General features: G+C 40.4%; 8 protein-coding genes and 1 pseudogene. 8 read left to right on the forward strand and 1 reads right to left on the reverse strand.

Translation table 11 applies throughout. The annotated features are described in order from the left end of the window. The first annotated feature begins 514 nt into the window (after window positions 1-514). Both AXF23_RS08630 and AXF23_RS08635 read left to right on the forward strand, forming a co-directional pair. Window positions 515-1,183, forward strand: a complete 669-nt coding sequence (locus AXF23_RS08630; RefSeq protein ID WP_107625008.1) for a hypothetical protein — start codon at window positions 515-517, stop codon at window positions 1,181-1,183. Between the two features lie 140 nt (window positions 1,184-1,323). Then, window positions 1,324-3,276, forward strand: coding sequence for a hypothetical protein (locus AXF23_RS08635; protein WP_107625009.1), 1,953 nt, complete (start codon window positions 1,324-1,326; stop codon window positions 3,274-3,276). A gap of 447 nt (window positions 3,277-3,723) precedes the next feature. Here the strand turns inward: AXF23_RS08635 and AXF23_RS08640 are convergent, their stop codons facing one another. Beyond that, window positions 3,724-4,767 carry a YeiH family protein gene (locus AXF23_RS08640; RefSeq protein WP_107625010.1) on the reverse strand — a complete coding sequence of 348 codons (1,044 nt, stop codon included), beginning with the start codon at window positions 4,765-4,767 and terminating at the stop codon, window positions 3,724-3,726. Window positions 4,768-6,018: 1,251 nt separating this feature from the next. Here AXF23_RS08640 and AXF23_RS08645 point away from each other — a divergent pair. The 6 genes and pseudogenes from AXF23_RS08645 to AXF23_RS08670 all read left to right on the forward strand — a co-directional run bounded on the left by AXF23_RS08645 (window position 6,019) and on the right by AXF23_RS08670 (window position 19,079). After that, window positions 6,019-9,096 (forward strand): annotated as a pseudogene (locus AXF23_RS08645) (SusC/RagA family TonB-linked outer membrane protein). 25 nt (window positions 9,097-9,121) lie between these two features. Beyond that, window positions 9,122-10,669 (forward strand): RagB/SusD family nutrient uptake outer membrane protein, encoded by a 1,548-nt coding sequence (locus AXF23_RS08650; RefSeq protein WP_107625011.1) that lies wholly within the window; start codon window positions 9,122-9,124, stop codon window positions 10,667-10,669. An 850-nt stretch (window positions 10,670-11,519) separates the two neighbouring features. After that, on the forward strand, window positions 11,520-14,705 hold the full coding sequence (locus AXF23_RS08655; RefSeq protein ID WP_107625012.1) for a SusC/RagA family TonB-linked outer membrane protein: 3,186 nt from the start codon (window positions 11,520-11,522) through the stop codon (window positions 14,703-14,705). 27 nt (window positions 14,706-14,732) lie between these two features. Next, window positions 14,733-16,352, forward strand: a complete 1,620-nt coding sequence (locus AXF23_RS08660) for a RagB/SusD family nutrient uptake outer membrane protein (protein ID WP_107625013.1) — start codon at window positions 14,733-14,735, stop codon at window positions 16,350-16,352. A 423-nt stretch (window positions 16,353-16,775) separates the two neighbouring features. Next, window positions 16,776-17,687, forward strand: a complete 912-nt coding sequence (locus AXF23_RS08665) for a helix-turn-helix transcriptional regulator (RefSeq protein ID WP_107625014.1) — start codon at window positions 16,776-16,778, stop codon at window positions 17,685-17,687. A 150-nt stretch (window positions 17,688-17,837) separates the two neighbouring features. Further along, window positions 17,838-19,079 carry an SGNH/GDSL hydrolase family protein gene (locus AXF23_RS08670; RefSeq protein WP_107625015.1) on the forward strand — a complete coding sequence of 414 codons (1,242 nt, stop codon included), beginning with the start codon at window positions 17,838-17,840 and terminating at the stop codon, window positions 19,077-19,079. Window positions 19,080-19,155: the final 76 nt, after the last annotated feature.

Consider the following 19,155-nt stretch of genomic DNA (forward strand, 5'->3'; position numbering starts at 1 on the left):
TCATATCGCTCACAAATATTCGTAAGGTCGTAGCCCGAAAGCGAGTAAGTCCGCTTCGTGGCATGCCCCTTAAACCTAAAGTAAATACTGTTACCCCTATATGTAGAATACCCCGTCAATGGTACTCTATATGTCTTTTCTGGCAGATAATGCGACCTCACCATTAAGAGAAGCCCCACTATAACATAACAGGGGCAGGCGATATTGATTATATTATCATACCCCTCCTCGTTCCCGTCTGCCTATCGAAAATAAATGCAACAAAGATAACAGCAACAAAGAACACCCCCTCACACCACGAGATGTGTTTTTATCCTTATTTATAGAGGTTTTACTTGAAATTATCTAATGGTTTTTCAAAGCGTTATCCACCACTTCGAAGGAGTATGATAAAAGGGTCTTCTATATCGGAGGATGAGAAAAGAATAGATAGTGGGAACTACAAAAAAAACAACAAATACTTGCTTATTAATGTAGAAAAACGTAAATTTGTCCCATAACTAACTTTAACAATATGCAAAAACCGCAATGGAATAGGATAAAAGGCTTTGTTCAACGCAAAGAACTATCGCTTGCAATGGGTTTACACTTTGGTGCAATATTCCTCTGTGGATTGATTTATATCCTGCTACCCGAAGACGTACACCTACGTTGGGGACTGACTTACATACCAATTTGGGCTGCTCTTCTGTCACCAATAGCACTGATGATTGCTGCACGGAAAAGCAAAAGGAAGTTGGTGATACGCCTCTATAGTGCGCTGATAGGCATTGGTCTGTGGCTATTTGCTATTTTCCTTCAAGTCATAGGGGGCGACATTTTTCTCCCCTCCACCTGCTTATGCAAAGATGGTGATTACCTTGCAAGGCGATACCAATACGATTTCTTCGACAACAACATGACGGCTGTTTACAAAGTTAGCGGGCTGACAGAAAGGAGAGTTGCATTCTATCGCTACAGCAATCCCGACTCTATCAAGGTCTATGAGTCGCTGAATGTCATCGCTTTCTACTGCCCTTCCGAAATACAGGAAGACCCATGGCCCAGCGACACCATTGCGCCTATCCGTGTCATCGAACAGCTTCGCGACGACACAATAGAACCCGAACGGAAGAAGATAAAACAACTTGCCCACCGACTTAACGCCCGACTCGGCTATACACTGACTGGAAAACAAGAATAGTAATTCATAATGATGATTACCTACTATGAGAAAAGAAAAAGCTATAAACCCAAATCATAAAGTTCAAAGGACAATAAGGATTCGTGCCATTAGTGCCATTCGTAGTTGTTCGAATTTCAAATCATAAAGTTCAAAGTTCTATGCTTACAGTTCAAAGAATTAAAAAGTTCAACCTTAAACAACCTGTTTGCCTTTTCGCAACACTCCTCTCTATAACACTTCTTGGCAGTAGCTTCAGAAGTGGTAAGACTGATGTGCACGAGATGCCAGATAGCATTCAGATGGCTATCGACTCCATAAACAAGTATAATATCTTTGCTGCTACCTACGTACTCGGTCCAGAACATCATCGCTCTAAACAATATGACTACGCTGATTGGCTGCGCCGTCACGCCACACCCGACCAGTTAGCAGAGATAGCTAAGACAAATCCTAATCCTGCCACACGTCTTTGGGCACTTAGAATCTTGTTAGAGAAGCCTAACAAGCAAGTCTATGATGTCCTGAAAGCAGTTATCAACGACACCACAGAGACTGAGCAGATGAGTTATTGTTTATATACCAAGAAACCTTTTAACCTCAGAGCTTTCTCCCTCTACTATTTTGATCAAGTGAATAGTCAGACACCAGAAATGCAAGAGGCGATTGATAGTTTAGCTTTCTTCGACTATATGAAGCGTTATAGATATTCCTATGGAATACTCGAACACTTCAAACCTAAACAGAAATACTATGCAGCAGTAGTCGAAGCTGCCGACAACGGACAGGTAGAAGTCCTGCCATTGCTCATCAAATATAAGAATCCTAACGACCGAGAGCGTATCAGTAAGTTGCTGCAAGCTGACTTTGAGGAGAACAAGCGACTGACATACGATTCCCGTGAAATCCTCGAAGAATGGGGCAAACCAGACTTTGAAGAATACGCAAAAAGCGTTTGTCAAGCCGTTATTGGCAAACCAGATTACTTTAGCGTAAGAGAGTATTTCCCCCTTCTTTGGCAATATCCTGCACCTTGGAGCTATCAACTTCTCGAAGATATCCTTTCTGGTAAAGACAGATATAGTAACATTCACGAAATAAAGGAACACTTTATAAAGTATGCTAAGGAAGGACCTATCCCTCCTATCTTCCAACCGCTGTACGACAGATATCTAAAGGAAAGACGTTCAGTCAGAAGTGGAAGACCACAAACGGAAGAGTCGCTTAAAACACTTAGAATGGCTCTTGACGCCTTAAACAAAGAAACTTTCTTTTCTAAGGAAGAGAAAGTGGGCTCCTCTGATCGTTATCGTTTAATGCAATTTGACTATGCTGACTCATTGCGCTACAATGCTACAAGCGACCAGTTGGCTGAGCTTGCCCAAACAAGTCCTTCCCCTATCACACGTCTTTGGGCATTCAGAATCCTATTGGAGAAACCCAATGGGCAAATATTCAACATTCTTAAACAGGCTATAAACGACACAACAAGAGTAAACTGTATATCCAGCTCTGAAGAAGAATTCAAAGTTCCCTTCCACCGTTCTATTCTCAGCGTCTACTATAGTAACGTAGACGAGGACCTGCCAGCACAACAGCAAGCAGCCATTGACAGCTTAGTGTTCTTTGATTATATGAAGAAATATGGATATGAAGAAGCCTTCCTTCAGGACCTCCAACCACTCAAATCCTATTACCCAACCATCATCAAAGAGGCTGACAAAGGCAATGACGAGGTTTTGATGTTCCTTGCTCGATACAAGAACAAGAACGATATCGCCCGAATCAATAAGTTTCTGAAGCGCGATTTGAAGAAGAATGGGGAAATGACCAACGAATCTTATTGGCTGCTTAATAAGTGGGAGGACCCAGACTTTGAATGGTATGTAAAGACCGTCTGCCAAGCAGCAGCCAAAGAGAAGACACATTACGGTCAACCTCGTTACATCAGCCTCCTTTGGAGCTACCCTGCACCGTGGAGCTATGACATTCTTAAAGATATGATTTCCCAAGAAGAAAAATACAAGAACTTCTCAGATACAAAGGTTTTTCTTGAACAACATGCGAAAAAAGGAACGTTTCCTCAAGTCTTCCGACCGCTGATTGAAAAATAAGTGAAGTCTTATTCTCACAAAAAACATTACTCTTCTTTTAAGCTATCACACGTATGCTTGTAAACCTAATATAACAGCTTATTATCAAAACTATCGAAAGGAGATATCGCAACTTACTTAATGTCAAAATACTAAATAGCATCTTCATTCTGCTTGCATTACAATATTACAATTTCAACTTATCCCCCACTCTACCACAGAATCCCTCCTCGCATCGTTTAACATACAGCATCCGAGCAAACTCCCTACCAAACATGTTCCCTCAGATGCGCACTTTATCAACAACCAACACTCAACATCCATCATCCAACCCCACAACCAAACATGTTCCCTCAGATGCGCATTTCATCAACACCTAACACTCAACAACTATCATCCAACAAACATGTTCCCTCAGATGCGCACTTCATCAACACCCAACACTCAACACCCTTCACCCAACATTCATCACCCAACACCCATCAAAGGCACCACATACTTTGCGAGACAATAACCTCCACCTATCAGCCAACACCACAGGATAGCGGCCAAGAGGAAAGGCTTAAAGCCAGCTTTCTTAAACTTATCAATACTCGTTTCAGCCCCTAATGCTGACATGGCCATGGTAAGAAGGAAGGTGTCAAACGTATTAATGAAATCAACACACGCCTTCGGAAGTAAATTCAAGGAATTGAAACCGATGACTACAAGGAAGAGGATAGCAAACCAAGGGATGTTAATCTTACTACCACCGTTGCCCTCTGCCTCTCGTTCGGCAACGTTCTTTGCAACAAAGAAGGCAATGACTAATAATACAGGTACTAACATCATCACACGAATCATCTTAACGATAATCGCTGAGTTGCTTACTGCAGCACCCATCGCATTGCCTGCTCCAACAACATGAGCCACCTCATGAATCGTCGAACCAGCAAAGATTCCCATTTGAGCAGGCGGCAAATCGAATATACCCGCACGATAGAAAATAGGATAAAGAAACATCGACAGTGTACCAAAGATTACTACCGTCGCTACAGCCACAGCTGTTTTATAAGGCTTCGGACGGATAGCACCATCCACACCCAACACTGCTGCAGCCCCACAGATACCACTTCCACAAGCTGCCAAAAGCGCAATGCTACGGTCCATCTTCAATAGTCTTCCTACTAAAACACCTAAGAGAATCGTTCCACATACGATAATCGCATCTACAACAATGGCTGGTAACCCTACGGCAACCACGTCTTGAAAAGTCAAACGAAAACCATAAAGGATAATACCAAAGCGCAACACACGCTTCCCACAGAAGGCTATACCTGGCACCCACGTGTCTGGGAGATTGTTACGAAGGCTGTTGGCATAAAGCATACCTAAGATGATACCAACAACCATCGGACTCAAAGAGAGTGCTTTCACCCATCCCATATCACCGATATAGAAGGCGGCACACGCAAACAAAGTAATCAGCAGTACACCATGAAGCATACTACTACGCTGTTCTGTTAACTTCATAGACTTATACTATATTATAGATAAAGTTAAAAATATCCATGCTACAAGACTACAAAAGTAATAAAAACGAGCCAAATAATTAGTCTGAACCTCCTTTTTATCATACACAAGAGAATTTATTTAGACGCTTCTGACTTTAGATACGATGATGAAAAGACATCAAAAGGACATGATAAACCGACATAAATCAGGTAAAGTGTATTTTTTACTCACACTTACTTTGAGTTCTTTTACGGTTCTTCCGTTAAATGTGTGGACGCTTTTCGTAGTGCTTTAACGTAAGAGCCAAAGTTACTCATTAAACAAAAATATAGCTGAGACAGTCAACTATCTATCCTATTTTCATCCTCTTTCATTGAAAATCTTTTCGTTTTAAGACTTCGAAAACCTGCAGACAAGGGTTTGAAAAATCATTACATAATTTCAAGGAAAACACCTATAACTAACGGCAAAAATACACATTAGAAGCAGGTTTACAACCAACAGGGTATCAGTTAGTTATCAAGTATAAAGTAAAAGGTGCCTAATTGGACTTCAAAAGGGCGTTAGCAAGGGTCTTAAAGAGCATCTTTTGCAAGCCAAAAGGGCGTCTTTTAGAAGCCAAAAGAGCATGTATTCAAAATTATGACGTGAAAAATTATGACAGAATAATAAGTTATTAGCCTAATTAGCCCAATTGGACTAAATAGCCTAATTAGGCTAATAGGAATAAATTGTTTGTAGATGACAGATAGACATCACACCTAATTACATTTATCATATAGTTTACCCACCCCCTATAAAACAATCTTATTGGAGGTAAGCCTACCATGTATGTGGGTTAATCTCATTCTATTAACAATCTACACATTTAACGGAAGAACCTCTTTTACTGCTATCTTATTCGAAAGTCTTGCTGGTAGTGAGTCGTAAAAATCGTCTTTAGTCACCCAAGAGGATTAACATTCATTCAATATTCAGCACTTTCTTAAAGTGTACTGATTACATTCTGATATTTTTACAACGCTTTATAAAACACATTTTCGTTATTTTCATACCAAATACTACACATTATCACCATTCTTTATTAATAAATGTAAAATACCAGTCAATTATTTTCTTTTCTGCTTGGAACTTTAAAAATGGTGCACTATCTTTGCAAAGTGTTAAATATAACACCTACCTTTACTTGCATATAGCTTGTGATACCTTACGTTGTTAGCATTTGGGTCTGAAATAGTTTATTTATTATATTAACTAAAGCGAGAATTTATGGAAAAAAGACTAATGATGTTTTTAGTCGGCCTCTTCCTAAGTTTAGGAACAGCGCTGGCGCAAACAGAGATTAGCGGAACTGTAGTTTCCTCAGAAGATGGACTACCAGTCGTTGGCGCTTCTATCCTTGTAGCTGGCACACAGATGGGTACTGTCACTGACATTGATGGTAAATTCCACCTTATTGTACCAGCTGGGAAAAATCAGTTACGTGTACAATATGTTGGCTTAAAAACTCAGCTCGTCCCAGTCTCAGACGGCATAAAGGTGGTAATGAAACCTGACGCAGGCTCACTTGAAGAAGTTATTGTTACTGGTTATGGTAACTTTAAGAAATCAAGCTTTACAGGAGCTGCTGCTAATGTTGACCCGGGTAAACTGTCTGATGTTCCTGTAGCTTCTGTCCAAGACAAGATAGCAGGTTCGGTTCCTGGTGTTACCGTGACAAGTGCATCTGGTGCTCCTGGTTCTGTAAGTAATATCCGTATTCGTGGTATGGGTTCAATCAACGCTGGTAACGAGCCTTTGTATGTTATAGATGGTACACCTATGATATCAGGAGATGTCAATGGCTTCGGTCAAGGCAACTATAATGAATCCGGAACAAACGTACTTGCAACTCTTAACAGTAATGATATTGAGTCAATTACTGTCATAAAAGACGCTGCAGCAGCTTCTCTTTATGGTTCACGTGCGGCAAATGGAGTAATTGTAATCACAACAAAGAGTGGTAAGAAAGGAAGGACACATGTCGATTTCCGTAGCGACTGGGGATTCTCTAATGTTGCAATTAATTATCGTCCAGTATTAGGAGGAGACGAACGACGTGCGCTGCTATTCCTTGGCTTGAAGAACTATGCTCTTTATAAGGAGGGTAAGTCTGAAACAGATGCAGAGACTTTTGCTAAGGATAATATTGAAGACTATGCCTCAAAGCCTACAGTGGGATATGATCAAAGTGGTAAGCCTATTAAGGAGTGGACCGATTGGAAGAGTCTTCTCTTTAAGACGGGTCATCACCAAAACTATCAGATTAGCTTGAGTGGTGGTGGTGAGAGTACACGTTTCTACACCTCACTTTCTTATATGAAGCAAACTGGTATCTTCTCTAATCAAGGTATGGAGCGATTCACTGGCAATGCTAATATAACACATAAGTTTGGCCATTTCACATTGACATATTCTTCTTTATTCTCAAAGGTTAATCAAAGTCTTACCAACGATGGAGGAGCTTCTTTCTCAAGTCCTATAGCCAATTACGCATTTATTCAGAGTCCGTCTTCTATCGCTTACTTACCTGATGGAACCTTAGCTCGTGGAAGTGAAACAAATAGTTTGGTTAGTGTAAACCCAATCTATGAGGCATTGCATACGTATGATAAAACAGATATCAAGCGTGCGTTTAACTCATTGAAGTTGGATTGGAATATATGGGATGGTCTCCGTTTGAGCGAGAAGATGACATACGATTATACTTCAAATAATGAAGATGTACTTTGGGACCGTTTGTCAAATGATGGTAGTCCTGGGGGTACACTACAACGCTACACAGGTTCTATCAGCCAGTTAAATGGTCAAACACAGTTGGCATACGTGAAAACGTTTGGCCTACACAACGTTGATGCTCTTTTAGGCTATGAAACAGAGAAATATGTCACGAGGTATAATTACATTAATGGTAAAGATTATCCTGGTGACCTCTACGAATTTGGCAATGCTGGTACGACCAGTGCAGAGAGTAAAGTAAGTGGTTACACTCTTGCAAGTTGGTTAGGACGAGTAAACTACAACTATGATAATAAGTATTATGCTGGTGTGAGTTTCCGTCGCGATGGTAGTAGTCGCTTGGCTAAAGACAATCGATGGGGTAACTTCTAGTCAGTTTCTGCAGCATGGCGTTTTGGTTCAGAGAAGTTCATGGAGCCTATCAAGCAGGTTGTTAGCGATGGTAAGTTACGTGCAAGTTATGGTGTGAATGGTACGCTACCAAGTAGTTTCTATGGTTACCAAAACTGGTACAAATATGGTCAATATTATAATGGAAAATCTGGTATGGCTATTGTTGGTATTGGTAATCCAGAATTACAGTGGGAGAAAAACCGTTCTGTCAACTTTGGTCTTGACTTAACGTTACTTGATCGTATATCTGTGACATTCGATTATTATGTACGTACAACATCTGACCTAATCTTTGATTTACCAGTATCAGCTGTCCCTGGTTACTATAATAATGATAGAGATTCTAAGAAAGCTGTTAATGTTGGTTCACTACGTAATAGAGGTTATGAAATAACTATTCAAAGTAACAACCTCCAAACAAAGGACCTTACATGGACAACAATGTTGAACTTCGGACATAACCATAACGAACTTACTAAGATTTATGGTGAAGAAAATCAGATTATCAGTGGTGTTCGCATCCATAAAGTAGGTGAACCTTATTATAGCTACTATGGCTATGAGTATGCTGGTGTTGACCCAAATACTGGTAGAGAATCTTACTACCTCAATGATGGAACAAGCAATGCACGTAACACAACAGTCAATCCTAATGAAGCGAAAAAAGTTATTATAGGAAATCACGAAACAAAGATAGAAGGTGGCTTCAGTAATAATATCACATGGAAGTTTATTGATTTCGGTCTGAACTTTACATTCTCTCTTGGAGGTAAGGCTTTTGATGCTGCTACATGGCAACATAATAATGGAAACTATACTTTTGGTGGTCAGTTACCAACTTATTATGACATCAATAAGATGTGGACAGGTCCTGGCGATACGAATGCCTCACAGCCAGTGTTCCAGTATGGTAATTCAAGTGAAGTATCTTCTCGTTGGTTGATGCCAACAGATTATCTGCGTTTGAAGAGTCTGACGCTCGGATTTACGGCTCCATCACAATGGGTAACACGGATTGGTTTGAGTAAGGCACGTGCTTTCTTCTCTGCAAGTAACTTGTTGACATGGAAATCAAAGGATCTTTACGTTGATCCAGAAATGCGTGTCGATGGTGTATGTACTTTCCAGACACCTGCACTCCGCACCTTTACTTTCGGTATTGAACTCGGTTTTTAATGTCTATTAATTAAAAATATTGTTTATGAAAAGAACATATAAGAAAATATATAGCCTTATGCTTGCTGTCGTTGTAATGACTGGCGTGGCATCATGTGGTGATGAATTTCTCGATCAGAGACCGAGTGATGGTGTTTCAGAAGGAACTGCCATCAAGAGTAGTTCTGACATGGTCACAGCTCGTACAGGTATGTATGCAGCTTTGAAAGGTTCGTCCGGAGCCCAGGATTATTATGGCTTACAAATGTTTCTTTATGGAGAAATGCACGGAGAAGATTTGCAGTATAATTCTAAGTATGGTAGTAATCGTGCTTCGTTCTATTATAAGATGGAATATACTACAGCCTCTAATTTTAGTACTACTACTGCGATCTGGCAGTCACCTTATGTCGTAATTCAAACTGCAAATCATATCATAGAAGCGGCTGATGGTGGAAAACTAACAGATAAGGATGATGCAAAAGGAAAAGCATTGATAGGTCAAATCCGTGCCGAAGCTTTAGTTTTAAGAGCTATGGCAACCTTTGATTTAACTCGTGTCTATGGAAAGACTTACACCGAGGATAATGGTGCATCGTTAGGTGTACCATTGGTGACAAAGGTAATCTCAACAGAGGAGAAACCTTCCCGTAGTACAGTTGCAGAGTGTTATACTCAAGTAATCAAAGACCTAAATGAGGCTATTAGCTCTGGTAATTTACAAACAAAACCAGAGACTGGTTATATGAGTCTTTATGCAGCTAAGGCTTTGTTATCACGTGTTTACTTAACAAAAGGTGATTGGGCAAATGCTTTGTCTACTGCCGAAGATGTTATTAACAATTCGGGTAAAAAACTTTGGACAGCCGATGAATATGTTCAAGCTTGGAAAAAGGATGATAAGAGTCATTCTAATGAGATGCTTTTTGAACTCTCCGTTACCAATTCACAAGATTGGAATGACAGAGTGGGAATTGCTTATATCTATGCAGAGAATCGCCCTGACCTTCCTGGCTATGGAGATGTATGTGCAACAAAAAGCTTTGTGGAACTCCTTGCAGAAGATCCACAAGACGTTAGAGCTAACGTGTTCTTAGCCCCATCAGCTGATAAAAAGAAAGTGTTTAATGGTGCTAAGGTCTATCTGAATAAGATGCCAGCATATAACGGAGATGTTCGTTATGCGAATATTCCTTTACTTCGACTCTCTGAAGTTTATCTTAATGCAGCAGAAGTAGCCTTTAGATTAGGAGATACTACAAAAGCGGCTCAGTACTTGAATGATATTATCAAAAATCGTACAAGTGATACAACTAAGCAAGTTACAGCTTCAGATGTTACGTTAGCACGCATATTGTTAGAACGTCGAAAAGAACTTGTAGGTGAAGGACAACGTTTCTTCGATGCGCTCCGTAATAATGAGACTATCACTCGTTATACAAGTGATGCAACTCGTGGTTGGCATGACGTCTTAACGACAGAGGCTCGTAGTTACAATCGAGACTATTATAAGGCATATCCTGCTATTCCTGGTTATGAAGTTGACGCAAACGCTAATCTCAAAAAGCAGCAGAATAATGGATATAATAACTAATAATTAACAGCTTCTTCTAAAATATGGAGTGATAAACTAAGGTCCTTACATAATAAGGCAGACAGAATCTCTGATTAGAAAGAGCTAAACACAACATCACAGAGGTACCAACGGTACAAAGAGTAACAGCGGTGTAGCATACAGATTCCTAATGACCTTTGGAAAAAAAGCTTTGGGAATGAAATCTCTAATAAAGCCCGCAAAACACCCCGTTACTCCATGTACCAACGGTACCTCTGTGATTTTTACAGCTTTGTTCTAATAACCATCTGTACCCTCCATTTCTCCGTGTGCCATTTCTTCTAAACCCTAAACTTAGGCGAAACCTTATCACTACAAACTTCTGAAAAGCTTTTATTCGAACTCTTCTACCTTTACACACAATATTGTAAAGACATCTGAAGGGATTGATAAACCAAAACAAAACAAGTAAAGTGTATATTTCACCCACACTTACTATTAGTTTTTTTACCACTATTTTATTCGAAAGCCTTACTTGTATTTAGTCGTAAACACCTTCTTTTGCCAAGCTAAATAATTAACATTCATTTGATATTTAACACTTTCTTGGAGTGTATTACTTACAGTATGATGTATTTATAACGTATATTAAACAATAATTCCTTTATTTTCATGCAAAAAGCTTATACTCTCTTACTATGTATTATTAATAAATGTGAAAATTAATCTATTATGTTCTTTTCCATTTGGAACTTTAAAAATGGTGCACTATCTTTGCAAAGTGTTAAATATAATACCTACCATTACTTGTATATAGTTTGTAGAACCTTACGTATTAATATTTGAGTCTGAAATAGTTTATTTATTATATTAATTAAAGAGAGAATTTATGGAAAAAAGACTAATGATGTTTTTAGTCGGCCTCTTCCTAAGTTTAGGAACAGCGCTGGCGCAAACAGAGATTAGCGGAACTGTAGTATCCTCAAGTGACGGGCAACCTGTTGTGGGTGCATCTATCCTTGTGTCTGGAACTCAGACTGGTACTGTGACTGATATTGATGGAAAATTCCGTCTCTCAGCACCTGCAGGAGCTAAGTTGGTGGTGTCTTATGTTGGTATGGCATCAAAGACTGTTACGGCTTCAAGCAACATGAAAGTTACCTTAAATCCGAATGACAAGAATCTTGATGAGCTCGTTGTTGTGGCATACGGTACCGCTAAGCGTCAATCAATTACTGGTTCTGTTGCCGTTGTCGACTCTAAGAAGATCTCTGATCGTATTAGTACTACGGTAACGGGTGCACTGGAAGGTTCTGCTCCTGGTGTACAGGTAAATAACTCCTATGGCGAACCTGGCGCTACACCAAAGATTCATATTCGTGGTGTGGGTACATTGGTTAAAGATGCTGACCAGCCTCTCTATATTGTTGATGGTACTCCATTTGAAGGTAATATTGCTGAGTTAAATCCTGGTGACATCGAGTCTATGTCTGTATTGAAGGATGCTTCTTCTGCAGCTCTTTATGGTAACCGTGCAGCTAATGGTGTTGTCTTGATTACAACAAAGAAGGCTAAATTCTCTTCTAAACCAAATATCTCTTTGAAGATGGACCAGGGTTTCTACAGACGTGGTATCCCTGAGTATGACCGCTTAGGTCCAAACGAATGGATGGAGGCTTCTTGGGTAGCAATGAGAAATTATGCCCTCTCTGGAGGTATTGCTTCAACTGAGGCTGCAGCTGGTACTTTTGCTACTGAGCATTTAATGAGTGATTATGTAAAGCGTAATATCTATGATGCTGCTGGTAATGCCCTCTTTGATGCAAATGGTAAGCTGATTGCATCTATTCGTCCTGGTTATGACGATCTTGATTGGCAGAAAGCTGTTGAACGTACTGGTCATCGTCAAGAGTATAGCCTTTCTGCTGGTATAGCAGGCGATAAGTACAATATCTACTCTTCTGCTGGTTATCTGAATGAGCAAGGTTATACCTTAAACTCTGGCTATGAGCGTTTTACTGGTCGTATTAACACACAATATACAGCCAACAAGTGGCTTGAATTAGGTTTAAACCTCTCTGGTACTTCTTCTGTAAGAAGCTTTAATGAAGATGCTAAAGAAGCTTTCTATGCTAATCCATTCTATGTAACTCGTTACATGGCTCCTGTTTATCCTGTTTATTTGCATAACGCTGATGGTACATACGCTTTGGATGCAGATGGCAACAAGCAGTATGATACCACATCTGAGTATCTTGAAAATCGTAACCTTCCTTACGAGATGACGATGGATATGGACCGAGTACGCAGAAACGTATTGGATGGTCTGTTGTATACCAAAATCACTTTGCCATACGGTTTCTCTTTGACAGGAAAAGTAGACTTGAACCATGCGACAACAAACCGTCAGACCTATAACAACCCTGTTATCGGTGATGGTGCTTCTAACAATGGTCGTCTGACTGAGCGTTCTTACCAGTATATCTCCTATACAGGACAGGAACTCTTGAACTGGGATCATAACTTTAATCTTCACCATGTTGATGTCCTCCTCGGTCATGAGAACTACAGCTGGAACAAGAAATATGCTCGTGTGATGAATTCAAACGCAGCTATTGAAGGCTTACGTGCGTTGAGTAATTTCGTATTAAACTCTGATACAGAAGGCTATTTTGAGGATTATAGAACAGAATCTTACCTTGGTCGTCTCCGTTACAACTATGACGAGAAGTATTTCTTAGATTTCTCTCTCCGTCGTGATGGTTCTTCTAAGTTCCATAAAGATAAGCGTTGGGGTAACTTCTTCTCAGCTGGCGTAAACTGGAACATTAAGAAAGAAAACTTCATGAAGGATGTGAAGTGGGTTGACGCTTTACGTGCTCGCGCTTCATACGGTGAGGTAGGTAATGATGCTGCTGTTAATTTCTATGGTTATCAAGCACTTTATTACATTACAAAGAATGGTGGTAACCCAGCCTTGGTACGTCAGAAGCTATCAGCTCTCGATTTGAAATGGGAGACTACACAGACTTTCGATTTCGGCGTTGAGGGTACGCTCTTTGACCGTTTGAACTTTAGCTTGGGTTATTTCGATAAGCGTTCTAAGGACTTGCTCTTCGAAGTTCGTTTCCCATTGTCAGCTGGTTCATTCTTCGGTAATGATGCTATTGAGAACCTTACACAGTATCAGAATATCGGTACAATCTCTAACCGTGGCTTTGAAATCATGTTAAATGGTGATGTTGTTCGTTCTAAGGATTGGACATGGAACCTCTCTTTTGATGCTACCACATTGAAGAACAAGGTACTTAAGTTACCAAAGGGCGAAGATATCTTGCATGGTCAGCAGAACTATTCTGAGGGACACTCTGCTTATGAATGGTACACCTATCACTTCGTAGGTGTTGATCAAATGACTGGTAAGTCTCTCTATGACCTTGATCCAAAGCTGGAAGCTACTGCTGCTGCTGCAGACAACCTTGTTGAAATCAATGGAACAAAGTACACGACATCTACTTCTCAAGCAATCCGTAAGTGGGCGGGTACAGCTCTCCCTTCTGTCTATGGATCATTTGGGTCTAACCTTCGTTGGAAGGACTTAAGCTTATCAATGTTGATGACTTACAGCCTTGGTGGTAAGACAATGGATGGATCTTATAGGTCATTGATGTCTACTGGTTCAGCTTCTTCAGCAGCCGCACTTCATAAGGATGCACTCAACTCTTGGAATGGTATTCCTGCAGGTATGACAGCTACATCTCCTAATCGTATCGATCCTAATGGTACGCCTATCCTTGACTTCAACGGAAGCGACGATAACAATGCGCTTAGTGACCGTTGGTTGACAAGTTCTTCTTATTTCATTATGAAGAATATTATGCTCACTTATCGTTTGCCAAAGACTTTGGTAACAAAGTGGGGGCTTGGTGGCGTTTCAGTAAAGGCTGGTGTTGAGAACCTCTTCACGCTCACAAGCCGTAAGGGTTTGAATCCACAGTATAGTTTTGCTGGTGACAGTGACAATACTTATGTATCTGCACGTGTGTTCAACTTCGGCTTGACAGTCGATCTCTAATATTGTAGAATTTAAAAAAGGAATAATATGAAATATTCAATAAATAAATTCACCGCAGGGGCTTTACTTGCTGTAGCTGCTATAACAGCTTCTTGCTCCAGTGATTATCTCAATGTATCACCATCAGAGTCGGCTGAGCCATCAGCAGCATACGCTACCACAAGCAATGCACGTAATACTTTGAATGGTATTGCAAAGTCGATGACTGTACAGCAGTCTTACTACAGCCAGGGATTTGCGGGTGAAAATGCGATAATGCGTCTCTATGAGAATCTTCCAAGTCAGAACTATAACTACAACCGTTATGCTTCTGGTTGGGCACCTATCCATAATCAAACATTCCACTTCCGTGCAACGAGTATCTATGATTCATACGCGTGGACATACTATTACCAGATTATTAACAATGCAAATGCACTCCTTGCAAACATTGATAATGCTACTGGTTCTGATGCAGACAGAAAGTTTATCAAGGCTTCGGCATTGACTTTCCGTGCATACGCATTTGAGAAGTTAGTACATTATTACTGCTATCGTTGGCAGGATAGTAACAACGGTGCTTCTCAGGGATTGCCACTGCGTCTTGACACTTCTACAGGTGAGTTAAAGGCTTCTACACTTGCTGAGACTTATGCTCAGATTTATAAGGACTGCCAAGATGCTATCACACTCTTCACTGAAAGTGGTGTGACACGTTCAACATCAGAGTGTTGGATTCCTGATTTGAATACAGCTCACGCTGTCTACGCACGTGCTGCTTTGACTCGTCAAGACTACGCTACAGCTTTGGCACAGGCCAAATTGGCTGAGAATGGTCGTCCTTTGATGACTGGTGAAGCATACGCAGCTGGTTTCTATAAGCCAAACGATGAGTGGATTCTTGGTAGCTATGGCGACGCAAGTGAGCAGAACTGGTATTGGGCTTTTGGTGTACAGGGTGCTTGTAACGGTTACTATGCAACTACACAGAGTACGGGTGCCGGTACTATTGGTCATGAGTTAATCTCACGTATCCCTAATAATGATGCTCGTAAGCAGCTCTTTGTCACTGCAGATAAATTCCGCAGTATAGATATTACTGACAATTCACAGGTAAATCAGACCTATGGAATCTTAGGTGAGGGTAATGAGAGTGTATTGGCACAGGCCGACTCTATCGTCAAGAAACATCAAGTTTCTGGTCTCTCTGCTGCATACGGATCAGGCTATATCTATTTGGATGGCCAAATGAAGTTCTGGGTAACTGCACAGCCAGGTGTTAGTTATGTTCCTTTCATCCGTGCAAGTGAGATGGTTCTCATCGAAGCTGAGGCTAATTACTTCTTGGGTAATACTGCTGATGCACAGGCTGCATTGGTTAAACTGAATGCTACTACAGGTCGTAATTCAAGCTATACTTGTACGAAGACAGGCACTGACCTCTTCAATGAAATCAAGGATTACCGTGAGGTTGAACTTTGGGGTGAAGGCTTTGGATGGAGTGATTACAAGCGTTGGAACATTCCTGTTGTTCGTCACTCATTTGCTGAAGGTGGTAATGCACACGCTGCTGTTGCAAAAACAATAGCTGTGGACTACGGAAACAAGTGGACTTGGGTAATTCCACAGAAGGAGATTGATTATAATGATCTTGTGAAGAACAAATAGGTCTTATGTTATTATAAATGTAAAGGCAGGGAGAACAGGTTTCTTTCTGCCTTTCTTTGTTTTTAACTCAAATCGTTTATTAGCTTCTAAACATATATTGTTTTATTACCGAGAAGATTGTTTGTCTCTCTAAAACTAATTTTCCTGTCATTCCTGTCATCCAAAGTACTTGTCTAACTCGTTTGTTTGCAATGGAGTTATGTGAAATGTTAAAAGTGACAGCAAATCAAAATAAAACTATTCTTGTATGGTGTATAATAATCTCGTTCTTGGTAGGGAGTCATTATCACTTGCTATGAGAAGAGTCTTTTGGTATAGAGGATAGTGTCAGCGGTTAGGTATGATTTGGCATAAAAAAATGCTGTAGAGATTAATAAAAGTGTTGTTTCTGCGTTATATATCATATATCTATTCATTGTAAGAATGAGATTCGATAAATTAAAGAAGCAGTTAGAACTCCTAATTCTATTGTCTGACGGACGTAACTATACGGTCGAAGAGTTGTGTGAGCGGATGGAGTTGTCGCGAAGGAATTTCTATTACCTACTCGATTTCATCAAGCATGCAGGTTTTATCGTGTTCAAGAATCAAGGCTATTACCATATAGACCGTCGCTCTCCTTTCTTCACACAGCTGCTGCAGACAATTCAGTTTACAAATCAAGATGTGAAGACTATCCATAGTGTGTTGACGATAGCGGGTAATGACAGCGAAATGGTAAACCAACTAAGAGAGAAGTTAGAGAACACTTATAATTTCTCTGTATCCATAAACTCGCCCATACATAAGCAAATGGATAGTAACATAAAACTTTTGCGAAAGGCTATGGCAGAGAAGAAGACGGTTCGCTTAATTGGTTATTCAAGTCCACATAGCCATACACTAAAGGACCGACTTGTGGAACCTTACCTCTTGTTAAATAACAATGAGGATGTACGCTGTCATGAATTGGTATCGAAACAGAACAAGACATTCAAGGTATCACGTATGGCAGGAGTAGAGATATTGGATTCGCCATGGCTACATGAAGACAAGCATAGGCAGGTGTTTACGGACATCTTTATGTTCAGTGGTGAAGAACGTCACCGTGTAAAACTGCGTTTAGGCCAATTGTCACACAATCTCTTTAAGGAAGAATATCCGCAAGGGGCGCATTATCTTACACCGAATGAGGATGGCTCGTGGCTCTTAGACATAGAAGTCTGTGACTATCGTGGTTTGGGTAGATTTGTTCTCGGGCTTTTCAAAGATATAGAAATCATCGAAGGAGATGGTTTTAAGAAATACATGAGGGAGGAAATAAAGAGCCTCATCAATTCGTTAAACCTACAGTAACATGATTTAGGAAATTTATCCTTTATTGTATTATACATCAAAATAGTTCATTATTTATCATCATCCTTCCACCAACAGAGATACGCTTTCTGATAGTTCTCATTTACAGAAGACATTAAGGAGGACTTGGGAGGAAATAAATTCAGGACAATGTTTACACGTAAGATTTTATTCGTTTTATTGCTTTTTATCACACTCAACACTTATGCACAGCAAGAACGTTGGGTGGGTACATGGGCTTGTGCGCCACAGACAGTTGATAAGGGTTTTATGCCTTATAATAACCAAATGACGAATCGCTCCGTACGACAGGTCGTGAAGGTGAGTATCGGCGGCCCTGTTATTCGTTTGCAGTTGAGTAATGAACTGTCTTCTGAGCCTGTTGAGATTACCAGTGTTTATATTGCAAAGGCTGGAGAAGGGTCAGAGATACAGAAGAATTCAGCTAAGTATCTCCGTTTTAATAATAAACGTCGGGTAACGATACCTGCTGGTAAGGCTGCCTTTTCAGATGCGTTGAAATTCGATTTACAACCATTGGAGCGTTTGTCAATTACGATTAACTATCTTAAAGCACCAAAAGAACCTACTGTTCACATGGGTTCGCGTACTACATCTTATATATTACGTGGTGTGACAAATGCTAATACTGATTTCTCAACAGCTTTCAAAGAGGACCATTGGTTTAATATTTCTGCTATTGATGTCCTTGATGCCTCTGCTTCCAGTGTGGCTATCCTTGGTAATAGTATTACCGATGGAAAGGGTTGCGTGACAAATGCACAAGACCGTTGGCCTGATTTTATGTCTGCCGTACTGAATGGAGAACATGAGTCGAAGAGTCCGAAAACGGGTGTGTTGAATCTTGGTATTGGGGATAATCGTATCCTCTCTGTGGGTTTAGGACAGCCGGGAAAGGAACGTTTCGATCGTGATATCTTGGGACAAAGAGGACTTCGTGCAGTAATCATCTTCGAGGCTATTAATGATATCGGTACGTCAACCAATCCAGAAGAAACTGCTCGCCAGTTGATTGAAGCCTACCAAGTGATGATTAAGAAGGCTCGCCAACGTGGATTGAAGGTTTATATGGGTACGATAACTCCTTTCAATGGCTGCAAAGGTTACTTCACAGAGGCACGTGATGCAGCACGTAAGACTGTAAACGAATGGATAAGAACAAACCATGAAATCGACGGTTTCATAGACTTTGATGCACTCATGCGTGATCCGTCATCACCCGACAGACTACGCAAAGACTGCCAGATTGGTGATTGGTTGCACCCTAACCCTAAGGGGTATAAGATGATGGGAGAATATGCTGCCAAGAGACTCGAAGAGATGAATGTACCAACTCCCTCCAGTCAACGACCATTGACAGAAAGGAAGTAATAACATCCACATCGTTCGACTCCTATACGATAATGTCTATCATTCTTATTGAAAGTGAAGTATCACTTTAGAATGA

Source organism: Prevotella sp. oral taxon 313 (assembly GCF_003043935.1).
GTDB classification, from domain to species: Bacteria; Bacteroidota; Bacteroidia; order Bacteroidales; family Bacteroidaceae; genus Prevotella; species Prevotella jejuni.